The sequence below is a fragment of the Peribacillus simplex genome (genome assembly GCF_001578185.1).
Lineage (GTDB): Bacteria > Bacillota > Bacilli > Bacillales > DSM-1321 > Peribacillus > Peribacillus simplex_A.
In genome coordinates, this window is the sequence record NZ_CP011008.1 from 2870570 (window position 1) to 2895280 (window position 24711).

Annotated in this window: 18 protein-coding genes; 3 read left to right on the forward strand and 15 right to left on the reverse strand. The window is 37.1% G+C overall.

Features of this window, described 5'->3' with window-relative positions:
• The first annotated feature begins 1017 nt into the window (after positions 1 to 1017).
• Entirely contained in the window at positions 1018 to 1935 is a 918-nt protein-coding gene (locus UP17_RS13295) for a DMT family transporter (RefSeq protein WP_061463438.1), read from the forward strand.
• A 360-nt stretch (positions 1936 to 2295) separates the two neighbouring features.
• Here UP17_RS13295 and UP17_RS13300 read toward each other — a convergent pair whose 3' ends face one another.
• The 6 genes from UP17_RS13300 to UP17_RS13325 all read right to left on the reverse strand — a co-directional run bounded on the left by UP17_RS13300 (position 2296) and on the right by UP17_RS13325 (position 8315).
• On the reverse strand, positions 2296 to 2829 hold the full coding sequence (locus UP17_RS13300) for a GNAT family N-acetyltransferase (RefSeq protein ID WP_061463439.1): 534 nt from the start codon (positions 2827 to 2829) through the stop codon (positions 2296 to 2298).
• 454 nt (positions 2830 to 3283) lie between these two features.
• Entirely contained in the window at positions 3284 to 4270 is a 987-nt protein-coding gene (locus UP17_RS13305) for an NAD(P)-dependent alcohol dehydrogenase (RefSeq protein WP_061463440.1), read from the reverse strand.
• Between the two features lie 263 nt (positions 4271 to 4533).
• The gene (sat, locus tag UP17_RS13310; RefSeq protein ID WP_061463441.1) at positions 4534 to 5712 is read right to left on the reverse strand and encodes a sulfate adenylyltransferase; all 1179 of its coding nucleotides are present in this window, start codon (positions 5710 to 5712) and stop codon (positions 4534 to 4536) included.
• A 73-nt stretch (positions 5713 to 5785) separates the two neighbouring features.
• Positions 5786 to 6382, reverse strand: a complete 597-nt coding sequence (cysC, locus tag UP17_RS13315; RefSeq protein ID WP_061463442.1) for an adenylyl-sulfate kinase — start codon at positions 6380 to 6382, stop codon at positions 5786 to 5788.
• Between the two features lie 12 nt (positions 6383 to 6394).
• Positions 6395 to 7267 (reverse strand): sulfite exporter TauE/SafE family protein, encoded by an 873-nt coding sequence (locus UP17_RS13320; RefSeq protein ID WP_061463443.1) that lies wholly within the window; start codon positions 7265 to 7267, stop codon positions 6395 to 6397.
• 325 nt (positions 7268 to 7592) lie between these two features.
• A complete protein-coding gene (locus UP17_RS13325) occupies positions 7593 to 8315 on the reverse strand; it encodes a glycosyltransferase family 2 protein (protein WP_061463444.1) in 723 nt (240 codons plus the stop codon).
• 271 nt (positions 8316 to 8586) lie between these two features.
• Between UP17_RS13325 and UP17_RS26590 the strand changes: the two genes are divergently transcribed.
• Positions 8587 to 10368 (forward strand): glycosyltransferase, encoded by a 1782-nt coding sequence (locus tag UP17_RS26590; protein WP_081108816.1) that lies wholly within the window; start codon positions 8587 to 8589, stop codon positions 10366 to 10368.
• Positions 10369 to 10608: 240 nt separating this feature from the next.
• Here UP17_RS26590 and UP17_RS13335 read toward each other — a convergent pair whose 3' ends face one another.
• The 8 genes from UP17_RS13335 to UP17_RS13370 all read right to left on the reverse strand — a co-directional run bounded on the left by UP17_RS13335 (position 10609) and on the right by UP17_RS13370 (position 20908).
• A complete protein-coding gene (locus UP17_RS13335) occupies positions 10609 to 11037 on the reverse strand; it encodes a hypothetical protein (protein WP_061463445.1) in 429 nt (142 codons plus the stop codon).
• Between the two features lie 476 nt (positions 11038 to 11513).
• Positions 11514 to 13493, reverse strand: coding sequence for a glycosyltransferase (locus UP17_RS13340; RefSeq protein WP_061463446.1), 1980 nt, complete (start codon positions 13491 to 13493; stop codon positions 11514 to 11516).
• A 291-nt stretch (positions 13494 to 13784) separates the two neighbouring features.
• Complete coding sequence (locus tag UP17_RS13345) at positions 13785 to 14981, reverse strand: glycosyltransferase family 2 protein (RefSeq protein ID WP_061463447.1); 1197 nt, start codon at positions 14979 to 14981, stop codon at positions 13785 to 13787.
• A 41-nt stretch (positions 14982 to 15022) separates the two neighbouring features.
• Complete coding sequence (locus tag UP17_RS13350; RefSeq protein ID WP_061463448.1) at positions 15023 to 15916, reverse strand: NAD-dependent epimerase/dehydratase family protein; 894 nt, start codon at positions 15914 to 15916, stop codon at positions 15023 to 15025.
• Positions 15916 to 16740, reverse strand: coding sequence for a dTDP-4-dehydrorhamnose reductase family protein (locus tag UP17_RS13355; protein ID WP_061463449.1), 825 nt, complete (start codon positions 16738 to 16740; stop codon positions 15916 to 15918). Before UP17_RS13355 ends, UP17_RS13350 begins: the two co-directional genes overlap by 1 nt.
• A complete protein-coding gene (locus tag UP17_RS13360) occupies positions 16741 to 17727 on the reverse strand; it encodes a polysaccharide biosynthesis protein (RefSeq protein ID WP_061463450.1) in 987 nt (328 codons plus the stop codon).
• On the reverse strand, positions 17720 to 18811 hold the full coding sequence (gene wecB, locus UP17_RS13365) for a non-hydrolyzing UDP-N-acetylglucosamine 2-epimerase (protein ID WP_061463451.1): 1092 nt from the start codon (positions 18809 to 18811) through the stop codon (positions 17720 to 17722). Before wecB ends, UP17_RS13360 begins: the two co-directional genes overlap by 8 nt.
• A gap of 381 nt (positions 18812 to 19192) precedes the next feature.
• A complete protein-coding gene (locus UP17_RS13370; protein WP_061463452.1) occupies positions 19193 to 20908 on the reverse strand; it encodes an ABC transporter ATP-binding protein in 1716 nt (571 codons plus the stop codon).
• 219 nt (positions 20909 to 21127) lie between these two features.
• On the opposite strand from UP17_RS13370, the gene UP17_RS13375 reads away from it, so the two are divergent.
• Positions 21128 to 22330 (forward strand): MFS transporter, encoded by a 1203-nt coding sequence (locus UP17_RS13375; RefSeq protein WP_061463453.1) that lies wholly within the window; start codon positions 21128 to 21130, stop codon positions 22328 to 22330.
• A 725-nt stretch (positions 22331 to 23055) separates the two neighbouring features.
• On the opposite strand, the gene UP17_RS13380 is transcribed toward UP17_RS13375, so the two are convergent.
• Positions 23056 to 24288 (reverse strand): IS110 family RNA-guided transposase, encoded by a 1233-nt coding sequence (locus tag UP17_RS13380; protein WP_061463454.1) that lies wholly within the window; start codon positions 24286 to 24288, stop codon positions 23056 to 23058.
• Positions 24289 to 24711: the final 423 nt, after the last annotated feature.

A 24711-nucleotide genomic window follows, 5' to 3' on the forward strand; every position in this document is an offset into this window, starting at 1 on the left:
CAAAGCTTTCACCTATATAATTCCCTTCACTTCTTGAACCTTATAAAATCGAGTCTGGCCCGAAAAACCTCGTCTGATACAGTCAGGCCTGCAATTTCGCCTGTGTTGCCACAGTATTCACTAGGACAGTTTTGTTCATGGTAACCTCAAGGGTTTACAGTCCAATTCTTACAACTTTATTATCATTATTATTGGGTTTATCACTTTATGACGATTGAAATTAAATATCTTATTTTTTATTTGAACTAAATTTATAACGGTATTATGCGAGTATTTCAAAACTAAACGACTTTATTGTTGCTGTACCGTTTTTTTATGCTGAACTCTAATTTCTATCCAAAAATATTGCTTTAAGGAATTGGCCTCTATACTATCATAGTGATATGAGTTTTTAGCATTATAAAAAGGACAATTTAGGTGGTTTATTTGACCTTGCATACAAATTAACTAAAAAAAAGCCACTCCCCTAGTGCTTATAGAAGTGGCTGGTACACATTATTATTTATCCAATATCTTTTATCTGTTTCATTTTAGGTACCGCTCTTTGCTTATTGCCTCGGACTCTTTATTTTGGGTTCTAATGACATAATCCACATAAGCACTATTCTTTGCTGTAAATTCAACTTCTGCATTTGATAGCATAACAGAACCGCTTAGTGATACCTCATAAACAATAGACCTTAGTTACCTTAGTACCATTTGGTATTTGTGTCTTAGCTTCAGCGGTATTGAATGTTACAGATTTATCCTCATTAGCAACATCTTTAGTGCATAAATCTTTCCAGCCTTATCATATGCTTTGTCTTGATTTTATTTTTATTTCACCTTTTTCCGAGACATATTTAAGCTTAACCAACGATGAAAAAACCCATATTACGAAAAACGGAAGGGACTTTCTATTGATTAGCGGTTTCTGCTTTTTCATCTTAAGACTTGTATTTCAAATTTTACTCTTTGCTATTAATTTGGAGAAAGCTGTATAATATATTGTTAAATAAGTTTGAAAGGTTGTTTTGAATGAGCTATGTGAAAATTTACATCTTACTTTCCGGAATTATGATCACATGGGGATTAAACGTTTCAGTTATTAAAATTTTAGTTGCGAATACACAGCCCATAACAATAACTTCTTTGAGAATTTTTACAGCTTCCCTTGTAGTAATTCTTATCCTTATCATTCTTGGACTAATACGTCTTCCTAAAAAAAGTGAACTTTTTTACGTTTTTGGTGGAGCACTTTTGAGTGTCGTTTTTCATCATTATTTTTTAGCTGAGGGATTAACGAAAACATCCGCTTCGAATACCGGGCTGATTTTGGGCATGGGGCCTATTTTGACTGTCATCTTGACTATGATATTCTTTCGAAAAAAGCCCACTTTAATTCGGCTTCTTGGCTTTATTTGCGGTGCGCTAGGTGTGAGTTTTACCGTCATGGCAGGAAGTGGAGGAATTCATTCTATTAATCTGGGGGATGTGGATATTTTGCTATCCATTCTTTCACAGGCGTTAAGTTTCATACTCATAAATAAAGCATCAAAAACAATGGATCCACGATTATTAACCGGCTACATGATGCTGATCGGGTCTTTTGTTCTATTTGCCATAAGCTTATGGAAGGAACCTGATGGCTTATCTTCACTGGCAATTGCACCGCCTTCCACCTGGGGAGCGTTCTTTTTCTCAGCTATTTTTGCCACTGCCCTTGGACACATGAGCTATAATTATGCAATTGGTCAGGTAGGCGCAGCCGAATCATCCATATTTCTTAACTTAAACACCTTATTCTCTCTGTTAGGGGCAGCACTTTTTCTTAATGAAGCCATTGTGCCTGCACATTTCATTGGTCTGATCTTCATTGTTTCAGGTGTATTGCTTGGCTCCGGGGCAATGGAAATTTGGATTCTTCAAAGAAAAAATAAAGGTATATCTGCTTAGCACAACAGCATTACCTGATTCCATATCTTTGTACACTAATACTATAGTGGATCATCGAAAAAAATAAGAGACGCTAAGACACTACTATTTCTATCAAAACATGAATTGTAGTGTCTTAGCTTCTTAAATGCTGGTATTATTCATAATATTATATACTGGTACTTTAAGGTATTTCACTATGGTACCTGCCAAACCATCCTCCATCTACAGAAAATAATCAATCTTGAATATTATTTCAGCCTCATTAAGTAGAGCTTCATTCATATCGGTTGGAATATAATCCGGAACGAAGGATTTTCTCTGTTTCACAATAGCTGTATACAAGAGAAACTTTAGTTTAAATAGGCTTTTGTTATTTCATTAAGGTTTTACTGTTATTAAAGAGTATAGATTAGTATCAAATGAAACATCATTTTGGTACATATAATTTCTCAATGTCCCTTCTTTTTTGAAACCTAAATTTGTCAACAACTTATTGGATGCTTTATTTTCAATAAAAACAATTGCTCCAATACGCGTTAGGTCAAGCTCTTTAAAACCATAAGAAATCACCTCACTGGCAGCTTCTGTTGCATAACCGTTACCCCAATCACTTGGGAAAAGTGCATAGCTCAGTTCTGCTCTCTTATGTTCATGAGACCACTCTTGAAATCCAATTGTTCCAATAATGCCATCCTTCCCTTTCAATTCAATTCCCCATTTAATCCCACGTTTTTCATCGAAGTTCTTTGAAAAATTCCTAATAATTTGCTTCACCTGTTCTGTATTTGTTAATGGAGTTTGACCATAATACCGTAGTACATCTGGATTGGAAAAACAATTTAATATATCCCATGCATCACCTTCAACCAATTCTCTCAAGACCAACCGTTCAGTTCTTAATATAGGAAACATTTCTCCACTCCCTAAAACTAGATTCCTCTTAGCCATTTAAATTAGTTTAAACTTGGATAAATCCCTTGAGAAAAACCATCATTATTTGTTTATGAACATTTATTTAAATAACCGCCCCAGGCCCTTACTTTCTATACACGTCCCTTCGCATTGCCCCACTTAGATATGAATGAATTTTTGTGCATCCCCATTTTTTTCATGGCCCATTAATTTTGAACAACCACCTTTAGGCCTCCATAAATTTGTAGCGCAACACCCGTACGAACTGCCCTAGCTACTGATATATCAGACTTCCATTAAAAAAAGGTCAACCAGTATAAACATCCGGCTAACCCTATAATAAGAACGCACCCTTTAGCTTTATGAGGGCTTGACATAGTTTCCCAATCCATAAACAGATTACATGATATATAGACATTCAATGAATACAGTAATTGAATATCCCCTGCCATAATTAGGATTTGCTGTTATGTTCCACAGTTATTACGACATTTCCCTTCTTGTGTCCTTTCTCGACATATCTATGGGCTTCAACTATCTCTTCAAACGCATAATATCTGTCAATGACCACTTTTAACTTCCCCGCTTCAACAAGTTCTTTAAGTAAGTTTAGAGCTTCGGGGGTTTCAGGTGAATTCTGACTCAATATTAGCTTCTTGCCGCTTGTCAATTTAGTCCATAGCATTCGAACACCTGGTAACGGTACAGTGACATTTAGATAAGTTCCGTCCTTTTTCAGCGATTTCATACAAGCTGAAAACGAACTCTTATCTACCGCTTCAAATATAACATCATAGGTCTCATCCATTCTGGATAAATCTTCTTTAGTGTAGTCGATTACTTTATCTGCTCCCAGAGATTTTACCAATTCTAAATTTGTGGTACTGCAAACCCCTGTAACTCTTGCTCCGAGATACTTGGCAATCTGAACTGCATAACTTCCGACACTTCCTGAAGCACCATAAACAAGAACCTTTTGACCACTCTCTATGTTAGCTTTTCTAAGATAAAACAATGCTGTACGTGCCCCTATTGGAATGGCTGCGGCTTCCTCAAATGATAAATTATTGGGCTTAATGGCTACTGATCCGTCTTCAGGCAGACACTTATACTCGGCATAAGCACCAAAACCCACTTGGGAAGCTGCAAATACATGGTCACCTGCTTTAAACAGCTTGACATCCTTACCTACTGACTCAACTTCCCCAGATAACTCCAAGCCTAATATGGATTTTTTTGGACGTCTTAAACCAATTATGATCCGAGCAGGCAGCCAAACAGAGAGAGGAACTTTAAAGCTACGTGACCGAATATCCCCCATTGTTACCGTTGTCGCTTTTACTTTTACCAGTATTTCATTATCTTTAGGAGTAGGTTTTTCTACCTCTTTCAGTTGAAGAACGTGGGGGGGACCGTACTTTGTGTATACAATTGCTTTCATTTACCCTCCTCCAATTCGATATATTCACTTAATACCTACGAATCGTCAAAAACTGTTCTTAAACCATCCTGCTCCGTTATTTTAATAAAGAATAACCCAAACCCTAAATTTTGGCAATCCAAACTGAAGTGAGAGCCATTTTTATAGGAATGATGTTAACAGGAATAATGGAATGGTATGCTTTGCACTTTCATTGCCTTATTCCGGATCCTATCCAAGAAGCGAGTAACTATTGTATAATCTCTAAAGGCGTTTACAATAGCTTACTCAGCTTCATTTCTCTTCATGCCTCTAATAAGTACCTCAGCCACCTCAGGACGCGTAAACTCAAGCGGCGGGATAAGTCCCTTCCGAAGCATTTCCCTGACTTTGGTCCCGCTTAATATAAACCTGTCTTCATCTTTATGGGGACAGGTTTTCATGGAAGCCATGTTCAAGCATTTTTTGCAGAAAAAGCTATGTTCAAAGAACAGGGGTTTTATCCCTATTTTCAGGGGGTCAAACTGGTTAAAGATTTCTTGGGCATCATATGTGCCGTAATAGTCGCCTACACCTGCATGATCTCGGCCGACAATAAAATGTGTGCACCCATAATTCTTACGAACAATTGCATGAAATACTGCTTCCCTTGGCCCTGCATAGCGCATTGCCGCTGGGTATATGGCAAGCAAGACCCTATCCAATGGGTAGTATCCTTTTAGTAAAGCTTGATAACTTTCCATCCGAACATCGGCAGGTATATCATCTTTTTTCGTTTCACCGACAAGAGGATGCAATAATAGTCCATCAACAGTTTCCAATGCTGTTTTTTGCAGGTATTCATGGGCCCGGTGTACAGGGTTCCTCGTTTGAAACCCAACAACAGTATTCCAACCTGAATCCTTGAACATCTTTCTCGTTTCGGAAGGGTTTAAATGAAATTTTTCGAATGGCTCATGTGATGCCCCATTTATTAAATAAATAGGTCCTGCGACATATATATCCCCTTGTCCAAACAGCTTTTTAACCCCAGGATGGTTGGGATCTGCTGTTTTATATACGAGTTCGGCTTCCTCCTGCTTATCGTATTCAAACTTCTCTTCCACCTGAATGATACCAATAAGTTCCCCTTCATCACTGTATAAAGCGACTTCGTCCCCAATGTTCAGCCGACTTGCCTCCTCCTTCGTGACAGGAAGAGTGATCGGTATCGTCCATGGTAAACCATTTGCCAGATGCATATCTTTGATGACGCTCCGGTAATCCACTTTTCCCATGAATCCCACAAGCGGGCTGAACCCGCCGTTTGAAATCATTTCCAGATCGGAAACATTCCATTTCGAGATGGTCAGGGACGATAAGGATTTACACTTTTCCAAATACTCTTGACGGTCAGTTGCTGATAATTCACGTTGAATCAATTTCCCGCCATGTGGATCGATAATGTTCCTTTGTGCCTGCATTTATAACTCCTCAATCATTAGATTTGGTTTGGTTTGTTTCATATTCTCCTTTTCAAATTCGGACATGTACATGTTAAAGACCATTATCCTTTAAATATTTCATGACCTGCTGCACGCATTCTTCAATGGTGTAATGATTGGTTTCTATAAGAATCTCTGGATTTCCAGGTTCTTCATAAGGATCCGAAACGCCTGTGAAGTGAGTGATTTCCCCATTTCTAGCTTTCTTGTACAATCCTTTTGGATCCCGTTTTTCGCAGGCTTCGATGGGACACTTTACATAAATTTCAATAAACTCATCTTGTTGTACCTTTTTTCTTACTTCCTCCCTGTCACTGGCATAAGGCGAAATGAAAGTGGCCAACACAACGATTCCGCTATCCACAAAAATTTTGGAGACTTCCCCGATTCTCCTTATATTCTCTTTACGGTCATCCGAGCTGAAACCAAGGTCTTCATTCAATCCATTGCGTAAATTATCTCCATCTAAAATATATGTCGAAATTCCCATCGCATACATTCTTCCTTCAACCATATTTGCGATGGTAGACTTACCCGACCCTGATAACCCTGTAAACCAAAGAATATAGCTTTTATGTCCGTGCAGAGTTTGCCTTAGCTCTTTCGTAATGGAAAAAGGATGTTGATGGATATTCTCTTGTTGACTCACACTATCTCCCCTTTATTCTTTATGGGACCCCTTTTTATTGTTCCTGATGACAAAGACTAAAGAACCTGCCCACGCAATTAAAATAATCATATATATATAGGGTGCCCAATGATCATGGTTAGTCCAAGTGGCAATCAACGTCCGGGCATTCGTCAAGATGATAAACCCCCCAACAAGGACGCCCAATAAATAAGATGGCAATTTCGTAACGATCCATGCAGCAATCGGGGCAGCAATAATCCCGCCTACCATAAGGGAGATTACCCAAAACCAGTTGACTTCCTGCCAACCTAATGCAATGAGGAACCCTAAGGTTGCGGAAACAGCAATAGCAAACTCGCTTGTGTCAACAGTTCCAACAACTTTTCTGGCAGGAACGCCTTTTTGGGATAATAGGACAGGAGTTGTGATGGGACCCCAACCTCCCCCACCGGTTGCATCTGCGAAACCGGCTATCAAACCTAATGCTATCGATTTTTTTCTGGATAGATTAATTGATTTCTTTTCATTTATTTTCTGAGACGTTTTTAAAAAGCGAAAAAGTACATACACGCCAAGAAACAGCAAAAATATTGAAATGTATGGTTTTATCACATCTCCTGGTAAATTACTTAAAAAACACGCTCCTGCAAATGCCCCAACAGATCCTGGGATGATTAATTTGAAAAGGGCTTGGCGGTCCACATTTCCGAATTTCAAATGAGAAATGCCTGATGCCGCAGTTGTCACGACTTCTGCCAAATGAACAGATGCCGAGGCCACTGCCGGTGCGATTCCGAATGTCAGCAACAACGTTGTGGATGTAACCCCATATGCCATACCTAATGACCCATCGATCAGCTGAGCCAGAAATCCGATAAACGCGAATATAATGAGCTTTCTCATTTTCTCCTCCTACATGAGCATTCCCTTATTTTTATAACCTACATGTTGCCAAGTTTCTGTAACTTACCAATGAATTACGCTCGTCCAATGTCGATTATCGGAATTAAGTCTTGCTAACAAAAACTTTTTCCAATTGGTGACAATCCCCTATTATTAGGGAAAAATGAATGATTTCTATAAGATATGCAAAGAGCTTTATGTATGTTAATTGACTTAAGACGAAGTTGGAAAATTAATTTGGGCACTCTCGAGGTCTGGTGATGATATCCAAGCTAAAGAAGCCCCTGTTTTATAAACAAGGACCTTCACTATCCATCATGATCATCTATTGCTTCCTAAGTTCATTTACCAATAATTGTTTCATTTTGGCATGATGTCGATTAACCACATGCCTATTTTCCAATTTGATGCTACCTTCATGTTTTTTAGAGCCCATTTCTGTATGAATCCTATAAAGTAATAGGGGTTGAGGCACAAAGTGAAATTTGAAGTTTTGCAAGATCCGCAACCATAAATCATAATCATGTGTGTATTGAAGCGTTTCATCAAAAACTCCGATGAGCTCGAAAACCTTCCTGTGAATCATAACCGAGCAGCCGTTAATAATGTTTCCTCTGATCATTGCTTTAAAAAGTTCAAGTTGATTAGACGGGTATATCCCTATTAAGGGAGAAATGATCTCTCCATCATCATCCATGCAGTAATAACTGGTATAACTAAAATAGGCATTCTCCCTTTTCATTAGATCCAACTGGACTTCCGTTTTTTCTGGGTAAAAGATGTCATCAGAACTAAGCCAGCATACATAGTCACCTGCTGCTTTTTCGATGCCGGTATTCAAGGCACTGGCCGTCCCGCCATTTTCCTTTTTAATGTAAATGATTTTATCTAGAAACGGATCGATTTTTTCTGAATATAATGTAGAGCCGTCATTGACTACGATAATTTCAATATTTTTGTAGGTTTGATTGACCAAACTCTCCAAAGCTTTATCGATATATGGACAATTATAAAATGGAACAACAATCGACACTTTCTCCACATTCACCCTCCTTCAAAGAACAGTGAACCCTAATTTCCCTTCAAAAGAAGTATAACTATATTCGTAATATATGAGACTCATTGAGCGAATATTAACAGATTATCTTATCTAATAACTGCCAATAAATTCAGTCTCTTATCTGTCATATATTCTAAAAATTGGATGAAGTACATATGTTGATAAGGGCTTTCCACCATTTATAACGACTTAAACATGAATTATATGTACATAAACATGCATTCGATTCTTTTTAAAAAACTGCTGGGGGTTTTCAATTATGCAGCACACCACTTTTCCTGCTTTCCAAAAGAATGGCACCATAACGACTAAAAAAAGACTATTCACTGAAATTCAAAATACATTTACCATAGAATTCTGGGCAAAACCTGAACTTCCTCATGAAGTCAAAAAAATAGCGACAAGTGGCTTCTCAAAAATTATTAACGAAAGATTTGCCATAGTACCGGTATTTGGAGCATATGATGATGGGGATGGTACTCGGGCAGGTGTTGGAGTATCGGTGGGAACAAATGGAATTTCAATATATGAGCATACAATTGACCATTTCCCTGCGACTTTGATTCACGAAACTCCAATAAATGATTGGACGCATATTGCTGTTGTATATGCTAATAAAAAACCCACATTATATATAAATGGAAGATATACTAAAACGGGAAAAGTCAGTAGAAAAAAAACAGTAGTTCCTTCGGGAGTTTTTGCGGGAATGAAGGATTTAAGCTTTTATGTTGGTGGTCTAAATGAAATACGAATCTGGAGCACAGCAAGGATGTCCCATGAAATCCAACAAAATATGAGTAAAAAACTTACCGGGAATGAACCAGCGCTTTTTGGCTATTGGAAATTGGATGAAGGTACTGGTATTATCGCTCACGATTCAACCATGAATAAAAACGACGGAACGATTGAGGGAGCAGACTGGCACTCACCTAAAAATTCAGAAAAGCCGAAAACAGACATGAATGTCTTGTTTACTTTTTTTGTTCCGAGCGGCGGAATAGAAACATTAAATAGACAACGCTTTTATGCTCTGGCAAAAGAACAAATAAACTGTCACTTTTTATATACACAAAATGGAACGGGACTACAAAACAAAATTAATACTTCTATTTTTGTTTCAAACAACGATGATGAAATTAAAGATATTATCCTAAAAGGAAATTATGATGCTATTGTTGTTGCTTCCGATCTTGTGCTATTACAAACAATAAAGAAGTTTGGGTACAAGGGAATTTTAATTTACGAAAATCAAGGGTTAGGTTTCAACAAAGAATATGCAGATAATTATCTACAAGCTCACGCACCCATAATAGATAATTATTGTGACGCAATTTTGTACCCCCAAACACCTCATCTTATTCAAGCGTTTGAGACTTATTTTCCTAATAAGAAAAAATTTTGTTTTCATAATTGCTTCAATACTGATGATTTTAAATACCAGATACACACAAAGAGAAATAACCCCATTATTGGCTGGGTAGGAAGGTTGGAGGAAAATAAAAACTGGAAAGACTTTTTATCTATTGGGTCTAAATTAATCACTAAAAATCCTTCTATCCAACTTTGGATGTTTGAAGATGACACATTGTCAAATCAAGAAGAGAGGTTAGCCTTTGAACAAAAAGTTAATGAATTAAGCCTGAAGAACCACCTTAAGATGTATGTAAATCAGCCACATAATAAAATGGCTGAATATTTTTCAATCATTGGTGACTCCGGTGGCTTTTTATGTTCTACATCAAAAGTAGAAGGGTTTGGATATGCAGTTCTGGAAGCAATGGTTTGCCGATGCCCTGTTCTATCAACAGACTCTGATGGGGTACGTAGTTTTATCAGACATAATCAAACAGGAAAATTTTTCGATCAGGGAAATATCGATCAGGCAGAATTAGAAGGAAATGAGTTATTGTCAAACATTCCTTTAAGAGAAGATATTAGAAGAAAGGCTGTCAAGCATATTGAAACAAATTTCTCTCCGGGTAAATATTCGAAAAATTTTATAAACATGATCCACGATCTTAAAAATGCAGATCAATAAGACCCATTCCTCTCCAGCCTTTAGCCGCTTATAGTGGTAAGAGTACAACATAAAGGGAATCACCGCTTCCATTCAAAAGGAAGCGGTTTTTCCACATGTTTATTTTCCTACAGGGCTGCCCCTATAGAACTAACTTATATTTTGGGACTCTTCATTTATATATTACCGGTTCTCAATTCTCAATGTTTTGATTTTGTAAGCTTTATAGCCTAAATCTATTTACATTTCCAAATTATTCTATTAATCTGAATAAATTGAAGCGTTGAAGCTTTCTGGGCCTACTCTTATAGTTCCTATTACACTGGTGGTTATGAACGCCGTATAAACTACTTGGTTATTAGCGGGAATGGGAACATTAAAATCAGAAGCTGAAAATGATAGTATCTGCGGTCCTATAACTGATAATTCAAGTTCTTCCCGTGCCGAATAAACAAGGAAATCAGTTGGGTTATTTCCTCTCACAATCGTCATGGTAATAGACGTGGCAACAGGCAAAAGAGGAAGTTGAACTGTTACTGTTCCAGATATTTGAGTTCGGACGAGGCCTGTAGCACCAGCTCCATTAAGAGTTAGTCTAGCAAAGAGTTGAGGTGTAGTAGATACAAGAATTCCAATCGAGTTTGCATAACTAGCATTTTGGGAAGTTCTCGCATCAAGTAACTTAACCAACAATCATCATCCTTTCTTTATGGCTATCCAATAACATATGAAGACATTCATCAAAATGCTTGTACATTTGAAGGATTTATTAAATTAACTAGCAAAGATCCATTATATATTTTTTCATGGTAAAACCCTTACACTCATTTCCGACCTTACTTGATTCATCCCCATTCAAACTTGGAATATTATAACCCAAAGCTGATTGTACTTGATAATATCCCGTACGATATGTAGAATACCTTTTCTCAAAAAATCAGGACGACTAAATAGACTTAACACGGATTTTGAACCGAACCTACCTTCATAAATAACTTTTGAATTCCTTTTTTCATGCACTAAAAAATCGGATACTTTTTATCCAAAGTTATGAAAAAAACTTCCTAGAGGTTTTTGGTCATTATTTCCTAACCTATAGGAAGCCACATGGGTAGTATAAATAATCCCACTTTGAATGAGTCTGCCACAATCAAAATTATTCATATTTACCAGTTATTATCTTTTTCGTAACCTAATTGAATAAGAATGTCTCCCGCAATTTCTTTAAAGGCTTTCTTATGTTCTTCATTAAACTCAATTTTCCAATCACCTATTTTCCCTTTTCTAAATGTTTCTGAAGCTTGATAATTAATATTTTGTTTCATCTTTTCTAACAATTGCTGTTTTGTAAAATTTAAATGTTTTAGATCACCCCATAAAAAATTTATAATTTTCATTATCGATTCATTTTGTGAATGATTATTCCGAGTAAGTTCTTCAAAAGTAACAAAACAAACACCTTCAGCTTTTGCCCATCCTAGGAATTGATTCGTAAATTCATATATGCTGGGTAACATATCTATTCCATATTTGACTTCTTCTTCTTTGTTAAGCTTAACCCCTTGAATAAGTGCCATAAGTCGTTCATCATGGCTCTTTAAATGACTCTTCATATATGGATTCCAAGGGTGGTTATATTTGTTTAACATAACAAAATGAACAAGTGAAACAACAACATCTCTCAAATCTCTACATATAAATATAGCTTTAATATCTGTTTCGCTAATCTTTTCTTCTCTTTCTGACGAATAGGAAAAATGCCCTGTGTTTACATATCCTGTTTCCATCTTTTCTAAATGCTGCTCTTCAAAGACCCAAAAGTTAGATCTTCTTATTCCCGGAATTCCAAGAATTAATTGTAATAACAGATGTGTTCCACTTTTTGGCACTGAATTCACTAATATCCTTGGTAAAAGAATAGCTTTCGTATCCTTTTGTGATAAACTTTTTTTTAATATTTTTGTATCATAGAGCTCCCCAAAACCCGGTTCTTCTCCTAAAATTAAAGAGCGATAGCCTGTAAGGCGATAGCCCTTTTCGATAATCGCAAAGGGATCCTTTTCTAAATCTAATTGTTTTTTTGTTTCAGAGCCTTTAATAATAAGATCATATAGGGAGAATGTTGATGAAGGGAAATTTCCTTTTCCATAAATCAGTGTAAAAGGCGTGTCTGCTACATTCAAACCTTTAAGAATGGCATCTTTTCCTGTAGCACCCGGTAATTTAATAAAGTAAACTCTCGGATCTTCTATGTTCTGAATTATCTTAACTGCAGAATGTTCTAAAGTTCTATCGATAATAATTAACTTATAATTACTAAATGATTGTTCCAACAATTGTTCTAACTTTTCAATTGTTTTTTCAGAACCGTCTGGAATAGGGTAAATAATTGTTAACATAAAAGGAATATTTCTTCGATTTCTGGCTTGCTGTCTAGCTAGGTTAAAAGCATATCGCCATCTACGATGTTGTGCTTTGGAATTTCTTAGCTGTGCCGACACGCTCAAAGGAGAGTCAGTTCTATATTCCATCAAAGCTTCTGCTATATAAACAATATCACAATATTCCGTTAACCGAAGCCAGTATTCATAATCTTCAACTGGTTCTAACATATAGCCCTCTATCATCGCAGCAATTTGTTTTTTATACATAAAGGAAACCCCTATAAAACAAACATCAAGTAAATTTTCTTTTGGCTGATCTTGGTATTTATAAAATTCCTCTAATTGAGGTTCTTTCAAAAAATTTCCGTAGTGATCAATATGACGAAAGCTACTATATGATAAACCTACATTTTCTGGAGCTTTTTCTAATGCATTCCGAAGCTTTTCTACAAACGTAGGATAATAAATGTTATCACTGGAAACCCAAGTGAAATATTTAACCTCATCTAACTGCATAAAATACTTAAATCCTATATTTAATGTCTTTGCCACTCCCTCATTTTTTTCTTTCAAAATAAGGTGTACTCTCTCGTCCCCTTTAGTTACCTTTTGGATTACTTCAACTGTATCAGATGGAGCCCCATCCGATACAATTACTAAGTAATAGTTTCCGTAGGTTTGTTGTAGCACCGAACGCAATGCTAATTCTAGATAATTTGGATCTTGCTTGTAAACTGGCATTACAATACCTACATCTCTCATTAAATCCACTCCCCCTGCTTTTTTGAATGTTTTTCTCAGTCTTTTAATTTAGCGTTTAATTTTGCAATAAAAATATAGAATATCCTCTAAGGAGACTTCAATGAATGAACTGGTTTCCAACTTAAACTCCCTATTTCCACTGGTAAAATTTCAACCCTGCTTTCTTCCTGATCCTTTACTTAACAATTTAGGCATCTGGCTCATTTCTTCTATCCAACTTTTTAATTCTTTTAGCAAATGTTCATAATTAGGAAACTAAAAGAAACCTTCCTTGTATTTTTTAAAGGAGCACTACATTGACAGGATCCCCCTTAGCTTTTCCGTTTTATAAAGATTTCCAAAAACAGGTGCTTCTTTACTAATAATTAAACGTTTACCTACATTAAAGACATTATGATCAACTAGGGCAATATCGTTTACCTGTTGAATTCTTCCTTGAACGATAAGGTTATTTAGAATTAGTTGTGAGGAGGGGAAATTCCCTTTTCCATATATTAATGAAAAAGGTGTATCGGCTTCTTTCATCCCCTCTATGATAGATTCCCTCTCAGTAATACCCGGTAAGTTTAAAAATTTTATTCTCGGGTCTTCAATATGCTGAAGTACATTAATAGCGGATTTATCAAAGCTCCTATCGATAATGATTAGTTTATAATTACTAAATGTTTGTTCTAAAAGTTGTTCTAATTTTTCTATGGTTCCTTCCTTACCATCCAGCACAGGGTAAATAATGGTTAGCAAAAAAGGAACCTTCCTTCGATTTCTTGCTTCCTGCCTAGCAAGATTAAAAGCATATCTCCATCTGCGATGCTCTTCTTTTGAATTTCTCAGTTGAGCGGAAACACTCAAAGGTGAATTCGTTCGATAATGCATTAATGCCTCAGGTATATAAACAATTTCACAATGGTCTGTTAAGCGGAGCCAATACTCATAATCCTCAACAGGCTCGAGTTTGTATCCTTCAATCTTGGCTGCAATTTCTTTTTTATACATAAATGATGTTCCAATGAAACAAAAGTCTAGAAGGGATTCTTTAGGTTGATCCTGATACTTATAAAACTCCTCGAAATTTGGTTCTTTCAAGAAGTCGCCATTATCATCGATATGCAGGAAGCTACTATAGGCCAAGCCAACATTATCTGGAGCAGTATTTAATGCAGTTCTTAGTTTTTCTACATACGTTGGATAATAGATATTATCACTGGAAACCCAAGTAAAATATTTAACCTCATCTAACTGCATAAAATAATCAAATCCAATATTTAGTGTCTTTGCCACTCCCTCATTTTTTTCTTTCAAAATGAGATGTACTCTTTTATCATCTTTAGTTACCTTTTTGATCACGTCTACTGTATCGGATGGCGCCCCATCCGATACAATCACTAAGTAATAGTTTCCGTAGGTTTGTTGCAGCACTGAACGTAGTGCTAATTCAAGGTAATTTGGATCTTGCTTATAAACTGGCATAACAATACCTACATCCCTCATTAAATCCACTCCCAATGTTTTTCTCAGTCTATTAATTAAGGTTATTTTTTACGATAAAAATAAAGGGTATCCTCTAAGGATGACTTCAATGAAAGAACGGGTTTCCAACCTAATTTCACAATTTCCACTGGTGAAATTTCAACCCTGCCTTCTTCCTGTTCCTTTACTTTAGACTTTATTTCAAAGTCAATCGTTGTTAAATTTCTAAAACCGGTGATCACTTCTCCTAAAGAGTGGCTATGCCCTGAAGCAATATCATAGATTTTCCCTGGTTTCCCCTGGGTTAAAAGTATTTCATAAGCATTTACCGCATCTCTTACATCCACAAAATCCCGTTTTGCTTGCAGATTACTTACTTCAAGTACTTTTTCAGCTTTATTTTCTTCCATATCGACTATCTTTTTTGCAAATATGGAACATACACCATTTGATATTCCTGGGCCTATTAAGTTTGAGGGCTTAGCTATAACGACATTCATGTTGTAAAGTACTCCCCATGATTGGGCAATAAGTACTTGAAGCGTTTTACTTAAACTATAAGGGTGTGTTAGAGTTGTAATATTTTGAGGGTCAAATTGCAGGGCTGAACCCACTATAACCACTTTACAGGCTGGATTTTCTTGCCTAAGGGCTTCAATTAAATATAGGGTTGACATTGCATTTGCTTCCAGAGAAGAAACAGGATCAATCCATGATTTCCCTACATGGTTTTGCCCTGCTAAATGAAGAAGATAATCGGGTTTCACTTTCTTTATTAACTTACCTACATTTTCCTTGTTTGTTAGATCACAAAGCTCTGTCTGAACTTGACCAATTCCGAAACCCTTTCTAGACACAGCAGTAACAGCAAAACCTGCGTTTACAAAGTGATTACACGCATGCTGACCAGTGAACCCGCTTCCCCCCGTAATTAATAATTTTGGCATCTGGCCCATTACTTTTCCATCCAACTTTTTAATTCTTTTAGCATATATTCATAAGTGGGAATCTGATAATAACAATCATTCCTTGTATTTTTTATTGTTCGATCCAGTACGATTTTTGAGTCAGGTAAAATCTCAACATCTGTTTTATTAAAGGTCCTCTTGATTAATTTCAATAGATTATATTTTGACACTTTAATCTCAGAACCTAAATGATATAAGCCCGTTACGTTATTCTTAATCAATGCTTCAATGGCTTTAGCTAACTCAAGTGTTGTCACTCCATTCCACAGCACTTTCTCATAACCAATAATTTGATCTCTTTGTTTCATAAACCATTGAAACAACCCTATGCCATCATCTTTTAACTCTGGACCGATAATTGAGGTACGAATAGTTAAATGTTTATCGCTAATGATTTCTCCCAGTTGTTTTGATTGAGCATAAAAAGAAGTACCGTCAGGAATGTCACCCTCCGTATAATTTCCTTTCGTTCCTGAAAACACGCAATCTGTACTAATATGAATTAATTTACCATTGTTCCGTTCAGTTAATTTGACCAACTCATGTGGCAGTAAGCTATTTACCTGAAAGGCCAGCTTTGGATTATTGCTCGCATGATCATTTAATATACCAATACAGTTAACAATAATATCAGGCTTTATAGATTCAATGATTTCCTCCAACTTTGTTGGGATCGTAATATCTAGGTAGATACTATCCTTATCTTCAGGATCCCTTGATGTATAGAACACTTTATACTGTGGATTTTGTTGAAAATAAGCTGTAATTACGTGTCCTGCCATCCCTTTTCCGCCAAGGATTAGTACTTTCATTTAAATAAACCTGCCTTTTTGTAAAATCTCTTTGATTTCGTCTTTACTCATCAATTCTTTGCTGGAATTGTAGTTCAATAAGTTTACAGGTTTATATTTTGAATAATGTTCCTTTAATTCTTCTGATTGGTTTGTAGGAAGAATAACAAAGTACTCATCATCAAAAGTAATCGTTGTTTTACTTTCGTATTCGGAGAGGAGGAGTTCATGCAATTTTTCTCCAGGCCTAATACCTAGGATATCCACGTCAACGTTTTCCACATCAGAAGAATCGATCAATGCTTGAGCAAGGTCAATAATTTTACAGGATGGCATTTTCATCACGAATATTTCTCCGCCAATGCTTTCAAAGGTTGCCTTAAATACCAATTTAATCGCATCTTCAATGGTTAAAAAGAACCTTGTCATATTTAAGTCCGTGATACCTATTTTTCCCTTTTCTTTGATTTGCTTTTTAAATACATGGATGACACTTCCGTTCGTTCCTAAAACATTTCCGCCCCTGATACAAACAAATCTTGTTTTTGTGTTTAATGTATTAGCGTGTATGATCAGTCTTTCCGCCATTGCCTTTGATAGACCATAAAAATTGGATGGATTCGAGGCCTTGTCTGTAGAAATGTTCACAACTGAATGCACATTACAGCTTATAGCGGCTTCTATAACATTCTGGGTTCCAATTACGTTCGTCTTTAAAGCTTCAATAGGTTGATCTTCACATACAGGAACATGCTTTAACGCTGCCAAATGGAAAATATAATCAACACCTTGGCATGCTTCCAATAAAGCTTCCTTCTCTTTTACATCTCCGATTATGAAATGCAATTTAGGATTATTATCAAACTCTTGTTTCATTGTAAATTGATTGGACTCATTTCTTGAAAAAATCCGTATTTCATTCGGTTCAAAGTCCAATAGCTGCTTAACCAATTCATATCCCCATGAGCCTGTACCGCCTGTTACCAAGATTGTTCGATTCTTAATCAATTTCATGGCCTCCCAGTATTATTTTAAGCACTTTATCCGAAACATTTTTATGGTCGTAGCCTTCTGGAAAAGTCCAGTTCTTTTGCTGGTTAACCATAACCTTCACACAATTGACAATTTGTTTAGCGTTAATTCCCGATAACATATTGCTGCCCGACTCAATTGTTTCTGGCCTTTCCGTTGTTTTTCGAATCGTCACGGTCGGTACATGGAACAAGCAGCATTCCTCTTGAACGGTTCCACTATCGGTCAGCACACAAAAAGCATTTTTTTCAAGCTTTACGAAGTCAAAGAACCCAAATGGCTCATGGAATTCAATTAATGGGTGCACTTCTAATTTGGGGCTGAGTTCTATGCGGGATTTTGTCCGGGGATGTAAACTGCATACGATTCTTTTTTGATAGGTTTCGGCGACCAAATTAATGCCCTTCATAATTTCGATCAATCGATCTTCATAGTCAACATTTTCGGCACGATGGGCTGTAACGAGGAAATAATCCTCCTTATCGAGATTCAATTTGTCCAAAATTACACTTTGCTCGATCTCATTGTTGTAATAGTTCAAAACCTCGAAAATGGGGTTTCCCGATAAATAGATTCTTTTACTGGGGATACCTTCATTCAAAAGATTCTCTTTACTTTGAGGAGTGTAAGGTAAATTCAAGCTTGATACAGCATCAATGATCTTTCGATTTTTCTCCTCTGGCACTTCCAGGTCAAAGCAACGGTTTCCTGCTTCCATATGAATGACGGGGATACCCATCCGCTCTGCTAAGATGGAGCTGAGCCCAGAGTTCGTATCCCCCAACACCAATACTTTGTCAGGCTTTTCATTTAATATGATAGTTTCTAAATTCTTATAAATGGCCGCTAACTGTTCCCCGAGGGTTTGCTGCTGTTTCAACAAGACATAATCAGGGGTTCTTACCTGTAGCTGTTGAAAGAATATTTCGCTTAAGGATGTGGTGAAATTTTGTCCGGTGTGCACTAAAATATGTGAATCGGCATACTGATCTAATTTCTTGATTATTAGACTTAATCTGATGATTTCAGGTCGAGTCCCTAAAATAGTCATTACTTTCACGATTTACACTCCTTACTTTTTTCTGGTTTATGGCCTCTCCGTCTCCCCTTTATTGTATGCACTGCCAATCCTATTGATATAGGCGAACCTATTAGATTTCGCCTCAATTCGAACGTTTAACCTGCTAATACTTCCCATCCCCTCGCAACCTTGAGTGTTAAAAGACGAAACGGAATTTCTATTTTTCTTTTTTGGGAAAATAGAAATAATGGCAAAGTTTCTACCATTTTTCGATTTCTTCATTAAAAGGGAGCTGTAATTTGTTGGATTCCTTTTGTAATATCAATTTAAAATTGTGTTTTATCCAAATCATAATTGATTGAACACCATTCCATTCTATTAAAAAAGCTATATATCCTCGTAAGGACATATAGCTTTTTATCATTTTTGGTATTGTAATTGATGTAGATTGGAAAAAATCCCCCCCTGTTTAAGTAAGTCATCATGACCGCCTTCTTCAACAATTCCTTCTTCCGTAACAACTACGATTTTGTCAGCATTACGAATGGTTGCCAATCGGTGTGCGATGATTAACGTTGTTCTGTTTTCGGCAAGTTCAGTAAGGGCCTTCTGAATTATTCGTTCCGTCTCAGTATCGAGTGCAGAGGTTGCCTCATCGAGAATTAATATTGGCGGATTCTTCAAAAACATCCTTGCTATTGCAATCCGTTGTTTCTGTCCCCCCGATAATTTCAAACCACGTTCACCTATTTGAGTCTCATAGCCTTTTGGAAGTCCTTCAATGAAATTCTCTAAATGGGCCTTCCTTGCGGCTTCCACAATTTGTTCATCTGATGCATTAAGCATTCCGTACGCAATGTTTTCTTTAACAGTTCCTGTAAATAGGAAAACATCTTGCTGGACAATGCCAATTTGTGACCGCAATGACTTTTTCGTCATCTCACGAATATCAATTCCATCAATGGAAATCGAACCGGCATTAACGTCATAAAATCGTGGGATCAATGAACATATTGTGGTTTTCCCTGCTCCAGATGGCCCGACAAAAGCGATGGTATCACCCGCTTTAATAGTAAGATCAATACCTTTTAAAACGGATTTTTTTTCTTCATAGTTGAAAGATACGTCTTTAAAGGAAATATCCCCCAAAAGGGAAGAAACCGCTATTGCATCCTTTTTATCCACGACATCAGGCGCGACATCAAGAAGTTCCGTAAAACGCTTAAAGCCGGCCATCCCTTTTGGATAGAGTTCCATCAACGCACTGATTTTGTCGATTGGTTTAAATAATACGTTAACATATAAGACGAATGCAACCAGTTCACCATAAGATAGCTGCCCATGAAAAGTTAGCCAAGCTCCCATCACCAACACGGCAAGGGTCATAAACCTCGTCATCATGTAAATGCCTGATAAGCTAAAGGACATTACCTTATATCCAAGAAGTTTCGCTTTACGGAATCTGCGATTATTAGTAGAAAATCTATTCATTTCATATGTTTCATTAGTAAAGGATTGGACAACCCTCACTCCTGAGACGCTATCCTCTACACGGGCATTTACATCAGCAACTTCCGTATACATCTTTCTCCAGGCTTTATTCATTTTTAAATTACTAATGACAATCAATAAAACGAGGAACGGTAATATACATACGGATATGAGTGCCAGTTTCACATTGATTGTCAGCATAATCCAAAATGCACCTATAAAAGTCATGAAGGCGATGAATAAATCTTCGGGACCATGGTGAGCAAGTTCACCAATATCGAACAGATCATTGGTTATACGGCTCATGATATGGCCGGTTTTCGTGTTATCAAAAAAACGAAAAGATTGTTTTTGCACATGTTCAAATAATTCTTCACGCATATCAGTCTCAATATTGATACCCAATTTGTGACCCCAATACCCTACGATGAACTGTAAGAAGGTACTAATGATATAGAGAAGGAACAAACCGGCACTTACTGAAACAATTGCAGACCAATCATCGCCAGGCAGGAGTGTATCGATAAACCACTGAACTGCGAGCGGAAATGCAAGTTCAAGTACCGCTACGACCACTGCACTGAAGAAGTCAATAATGAATAACCGCTTATGTGGCAGGTAATATGAAGCAAAACGTCGAATCATCAAATTTTTCTCCTTTTTAACATATATTAAGGAGTATAATTCCATATTCAATAATCAGCAAGCATTTCAGAACCTACATATTCATATTATGGTAAAATCATCTATATAAAACAGCCCAACCCGGCTCTTTCAATCTATTAAATGAAGGAGTGAATCCAGTGTAAATAAAAAACCATTCTAATTATCAATGGACTTTATTCTCGTAAAAGGATGGTACTTATGAAAAACAAATCGTTTCGATGCCTTTGGATTGGTCAGGCGTTTGCAAATCTAGGGGATATATTTTATGTAGTCGGGTTGATTTCAATATTATATACCTTAACGGGATCGGCCTTTTATTTGAGTCTGCTCCCTTTCACTACAACGATATTTCGGTTTATCAGTAGTTTACTTGCCCCCCTTGTCATCGACAGGTTTCCTTTAAAAGGAATCCTTGTACAATCTCAATGGTGGAAGACTATCTTACTCGTTGTCTTAGGAATCTATATAACAAATTTCAATCATGGTTTTGCTGTTGCCGTCATGTTCTTCATTGCCATGATTTCATTATTGGATGGAGTCGCTGCCCCGGTTAGCGCAGCTTTGGTTCCTCAATTAGTTCCAAAAGAAGAACGGATGAAGGCGAATGGTTTCTTGAATATGATCACCCAGACAATCTTTGTAGCAGGATGGCCTCTCGGTTCCGTCTTATTAATAAGTACCAACAGCAGTATCATTATCTGGCTTACGATCATACTGTTTGCCGTTTCAACCCTCTATACAGTAAAAATTGAAGTCTCAGAACAAACAACGAACACCGTTCGTCCGTCAAACCGGGATTCGATTAAATCCGGATGGATAGCGATTAGCCATATCCCAACTATCCGTACACTCATTTCCATTGATTTTATCACAACGTTAGCTTCAAGCGTTTGGGTAGCTGCCGTTATTTATGTATATGTTGATGAGAACTTGCAATTAGGTGAGGAGTGGTGGGGATACATTAACACAAGCTACTTTATCGGCATGATTTTCAGTGGATTGATCGTCATCCGTTTTGCCAAGTTACTAGAAAAACATATGGGATTCTTCATCATTTTCGGGCTATTTCTCAGTGCTATGCTGATCCTGCTTTTTGGATCTACCAGTATTCCAGCTTTCGCATTGCTGCTGGCATGTCTGTATGGACTCCCTGAACAAATCCGGGAAGTGATTTACACCAAGCTATTCCAAGACCATGCTTCGGAAAAGACGCTTGCGAAAATTTATGCAGTTTGGGGAGCGGTCATCAATCTTACATTTGCCGGTTCTGTCTTGCTGTTAGGCTATATAACAGAAACATACAGTGTCGAAACAACGTTCCGATTTTCTTCCACCCTGATTTTCCTCGCCTTTCTTTATGCAATCTTTAAAAGGAAGCACTTACATGGGAAGGAAACGTGATCAACCACTGTCAAGATCTAATATGCCTAGCCTAGCCGACCCTTCATTCCTTTCGATTCGCCGTTAAAGAAAAGGAGCCTTGTTTTTTGAAGTGAACCCAAAAAGTTGGACACTTTATTTAATTAGGCGGCCTTGAGGGCAGGGATTTAATTTCTGTGTATTCAAGGCGTTTGCCCGTGCCATGTTAGAAATGGATAGAAGCAGATTTAAATCAATTTGTTTACTTAGTTCATGGACTGCTTTCGCTTTGTCTTTCTTGTAGGGCTTCCTTTTCTTGAACTAAGGCATTCAACTTTTTTAGATAGTCATTCCCTTCTCATTCGGCAAGAAGTGCTTCTTGAGAGCATTTAGATGGCGATGTTTCCTTGGTTTCTTTTTTTCATTGATAGACGCCCATTTTTCATTGATTAAAGGGCGTCTATACCTCCTTCCTGTAGAATCGAAGGAAGGTTATAGTGTACAACGGAATCGCTGATCCATGTCCTATATTCATTCATATATTTAAGTACATCTTGTTTAAAGGACAGAGTGTAACTTGTATTGGATAAAGCAAGTCCTTCCATCCCATGTTCAAGATAGCGAGCGACCCATCCTTTCAGAGGGGATACACCTACATTTCTTTTGTATGAAAATACATTAGTAAAAAAGCCATGCTAAAATAAACCCTCCATATTCTTATTTTTTTTCGAAGGGCGTAAATGTACCATGTCGTTATTTTAATTGGGTTATGCAGTTTGTTGTTTAGATGGAGCGATTGAATAGCCTTTCTTTTTTAGGTATTCGATCATTTTTAATTCTTTGTTATTTTGTTTTTCTTCAAGGTAATTTGAGCCTAGTTCCTGATAGGGTTCTCCTGTTTTTAAGATGTTGTAAGCAATCGTCAATAGTAAATGAGCAGAAGCAATTCGTCCTTTCATTTTTCCCTGCCGTTTGGTAATCCTTTTTCGATGTGAAGCAATTCGATTATTTTGCCTTGATGTCGCTAATACACACTCTACGGCCATCGTTTTCAAAGCTTTGTTACCTTGTGTGGTTTTACTCGTTTTTTTTTTACCAGCACTTTCGTAATTTCCAGGACTCACACCAGCCCAAGAGGCAAGGTGTTTAGCTGACTTAAATACGGACATATCAACACCCATCTCCGCAATAAAAGTAGCTGCCGCAGCTTTGTTCACACCAGGTATACCATCCAATAATTCTACTTCCTTACGATAAGGGGACAGGAGTTGATCAATTTGTTTTTCTAATTCTTCTATGGTTTCTTCTAAATAACCCATATGCTCCCAATGGAAACGCAACATATCACGATGATGACGGCGAATACGACCATTAATTGCACTGGCAATGTCAGTAATACTTGCTTTTGTTCGCCAATCCACCATTTTTCGAAGACCATCGGTCTCTATTTTTTCACCGTTTAGAATCGCTTCAAGGATACGGCGTCCCGATACACCAAAAATGTCTGATAGAACGGATGTTAGCTTGATATTAGCATCTTGAAGAATTTTGTGAATGCGATTCTGCTCTGATGTGCGATGATGAATCAATTTTTTTCGATAACGAGTAAGATCTCGTAAATCACGAATATCCTCTGGTGGGACAAAATTGCTTTCTATAAGTCCGCATCTTAGAAGCTTGGCAAGCCATTCGGCATCTTTCACATCCGTTTTACGCCCTGGAACATTTTTGACATGCCTGGCATTGGCAAGAACAAGGTGAAAAGAACCTTCGAGTATATTCCATATTGGTTTCCAGTAGACTCCCGTACTTTCCATCACAACATCGGATACCTGAAGGGTAGCGAGCCAATCACTTAAAGCCAAGAGTCCCGTTGTTGTAGTTGAAAAAGTTTCAATAGAGGTTTTTGGCTTTTTATCTAATGGACCAAATAATACACAGGCTACTACTGTTTCTTGGTGTACATCTAGGCCAGCACACCGTTCAATCATTGCTTCCATAGGAGAATCACCTCAATAAAAGATTAACAATACATATGACAGGAGATTTGTTACAAAAATTTTTGTATACGTACTAGCAGTACACTAAATGGTTCTTCAATACTGTCACAACCAGTTTCTTATACAGGGTATCTTCCTTAAGATCCACCAAAAAGGGTTCAGCCTGGTTGTATTGTTATCATCCATTATTGTCAAGGGTTTAATGGGTTAGACTTTATTTTGGGGTAATAAGCAGGGTTTCGTGATAGATGGTGGCGGCGGGGATCGCCGCCATAGAAGTTTCTTATGCAATGGATTTATAGGATCTTTCCCCTTCCAAGTACTCTAAAACTGCATGTATTTTTTCTTCTATCGTATATTTAGTCAAAAAAACGGCACCTCCAATTGATCGATGTTGTCTAACAATTGGAGGTGCCGTTCATT

Coding starts and splice junctions, on each gene's coding strand:
- UP17_RS13295 (WP_061463438.1), top strand. CDS start 1,018: ATGAGCTATGTGAAAATTTACATCTTACTTTCCGGAATTATGATCACA.
- UP17_RS13300 (WP_061463439.1), bottom strand. CDS start 2,829: ATGTTTCCTATATTAAGAACTGAACGGTTGGTCTTGAGAGAATTGGTT.
- UP17_RS13305 (WP_061463440.1), bottom strand. CDS start 4,270: ATGAAAGCAATTGTATACACAAAGTACGGTCCCCCCCACGTTCTTCAA.
- sat (WP_061463441.1), bottom strand. CDS start 5,712: ATGCAGGCACAAAGGAACATTATCGATCCACATGGCGGGAAATTGATT.
- UP17_RS13320 (WP_061463443.1), bottom strand. CDS start 7,267: ATGAGAAAGCTCATTATATTCGCGTTTATCGGATTTCTGGCTCAGCTG.
- UP17_RS26590 (WP_081108816.1), top strand. CDS start 8,587: ATGCAGCACACCACTTTTCCTGCTTTCCAAAAGAATGGCACCATAACG.
- UP17_RS13340 (WP_061463446.1), bottom strand. CDS start 13,493: ATGAGAGATGTAGGTATTGTAATGCCAGTTTACAAGCAAGATCCAAAT.
- UP17_RS13345 (WP_061463447.1), bottom strand. CDS start 14,981: ATGAGGGATGTAGGTATTGTTATGCCAGTTTATAAGCAAGATCCAAAT.
- UP17_RS13350 (WP_061463448.1), bottom strand. CDS start 15,916: ATGGGCCAGATGCCAAAATTATTAATTACGGGGGGAAGCGGGTTCACT.
- UP17_RS13355 (WP_061463449.1), bottom strand. CDS start 16,740: ATGAAAGTACTAATCCTTGGCGGAAAAGGGATGGCAGGACACGTAATT.
- UP17_RS13370 (WP_061463452.1), bottom strand. CDS start 20,908: ATGATTCGACGTTTTGCTTCATATTACCTGCCACATAAGCGGTTATTC.
- UP17_RS13375 (WP_061463453.1), top strand. CDS start 21,128: ATGAAAAACAAATCGTTTCGATGCCTTTGGATTGGTCAGGCGTTTGCA.
- UP17_RS13380 (WP_061463454.1), bottom strand. CDS start 24,288: ATGGAAGCAATGATTGAACGGTGTGCTGGCCTAGATGTACACCAAGAA.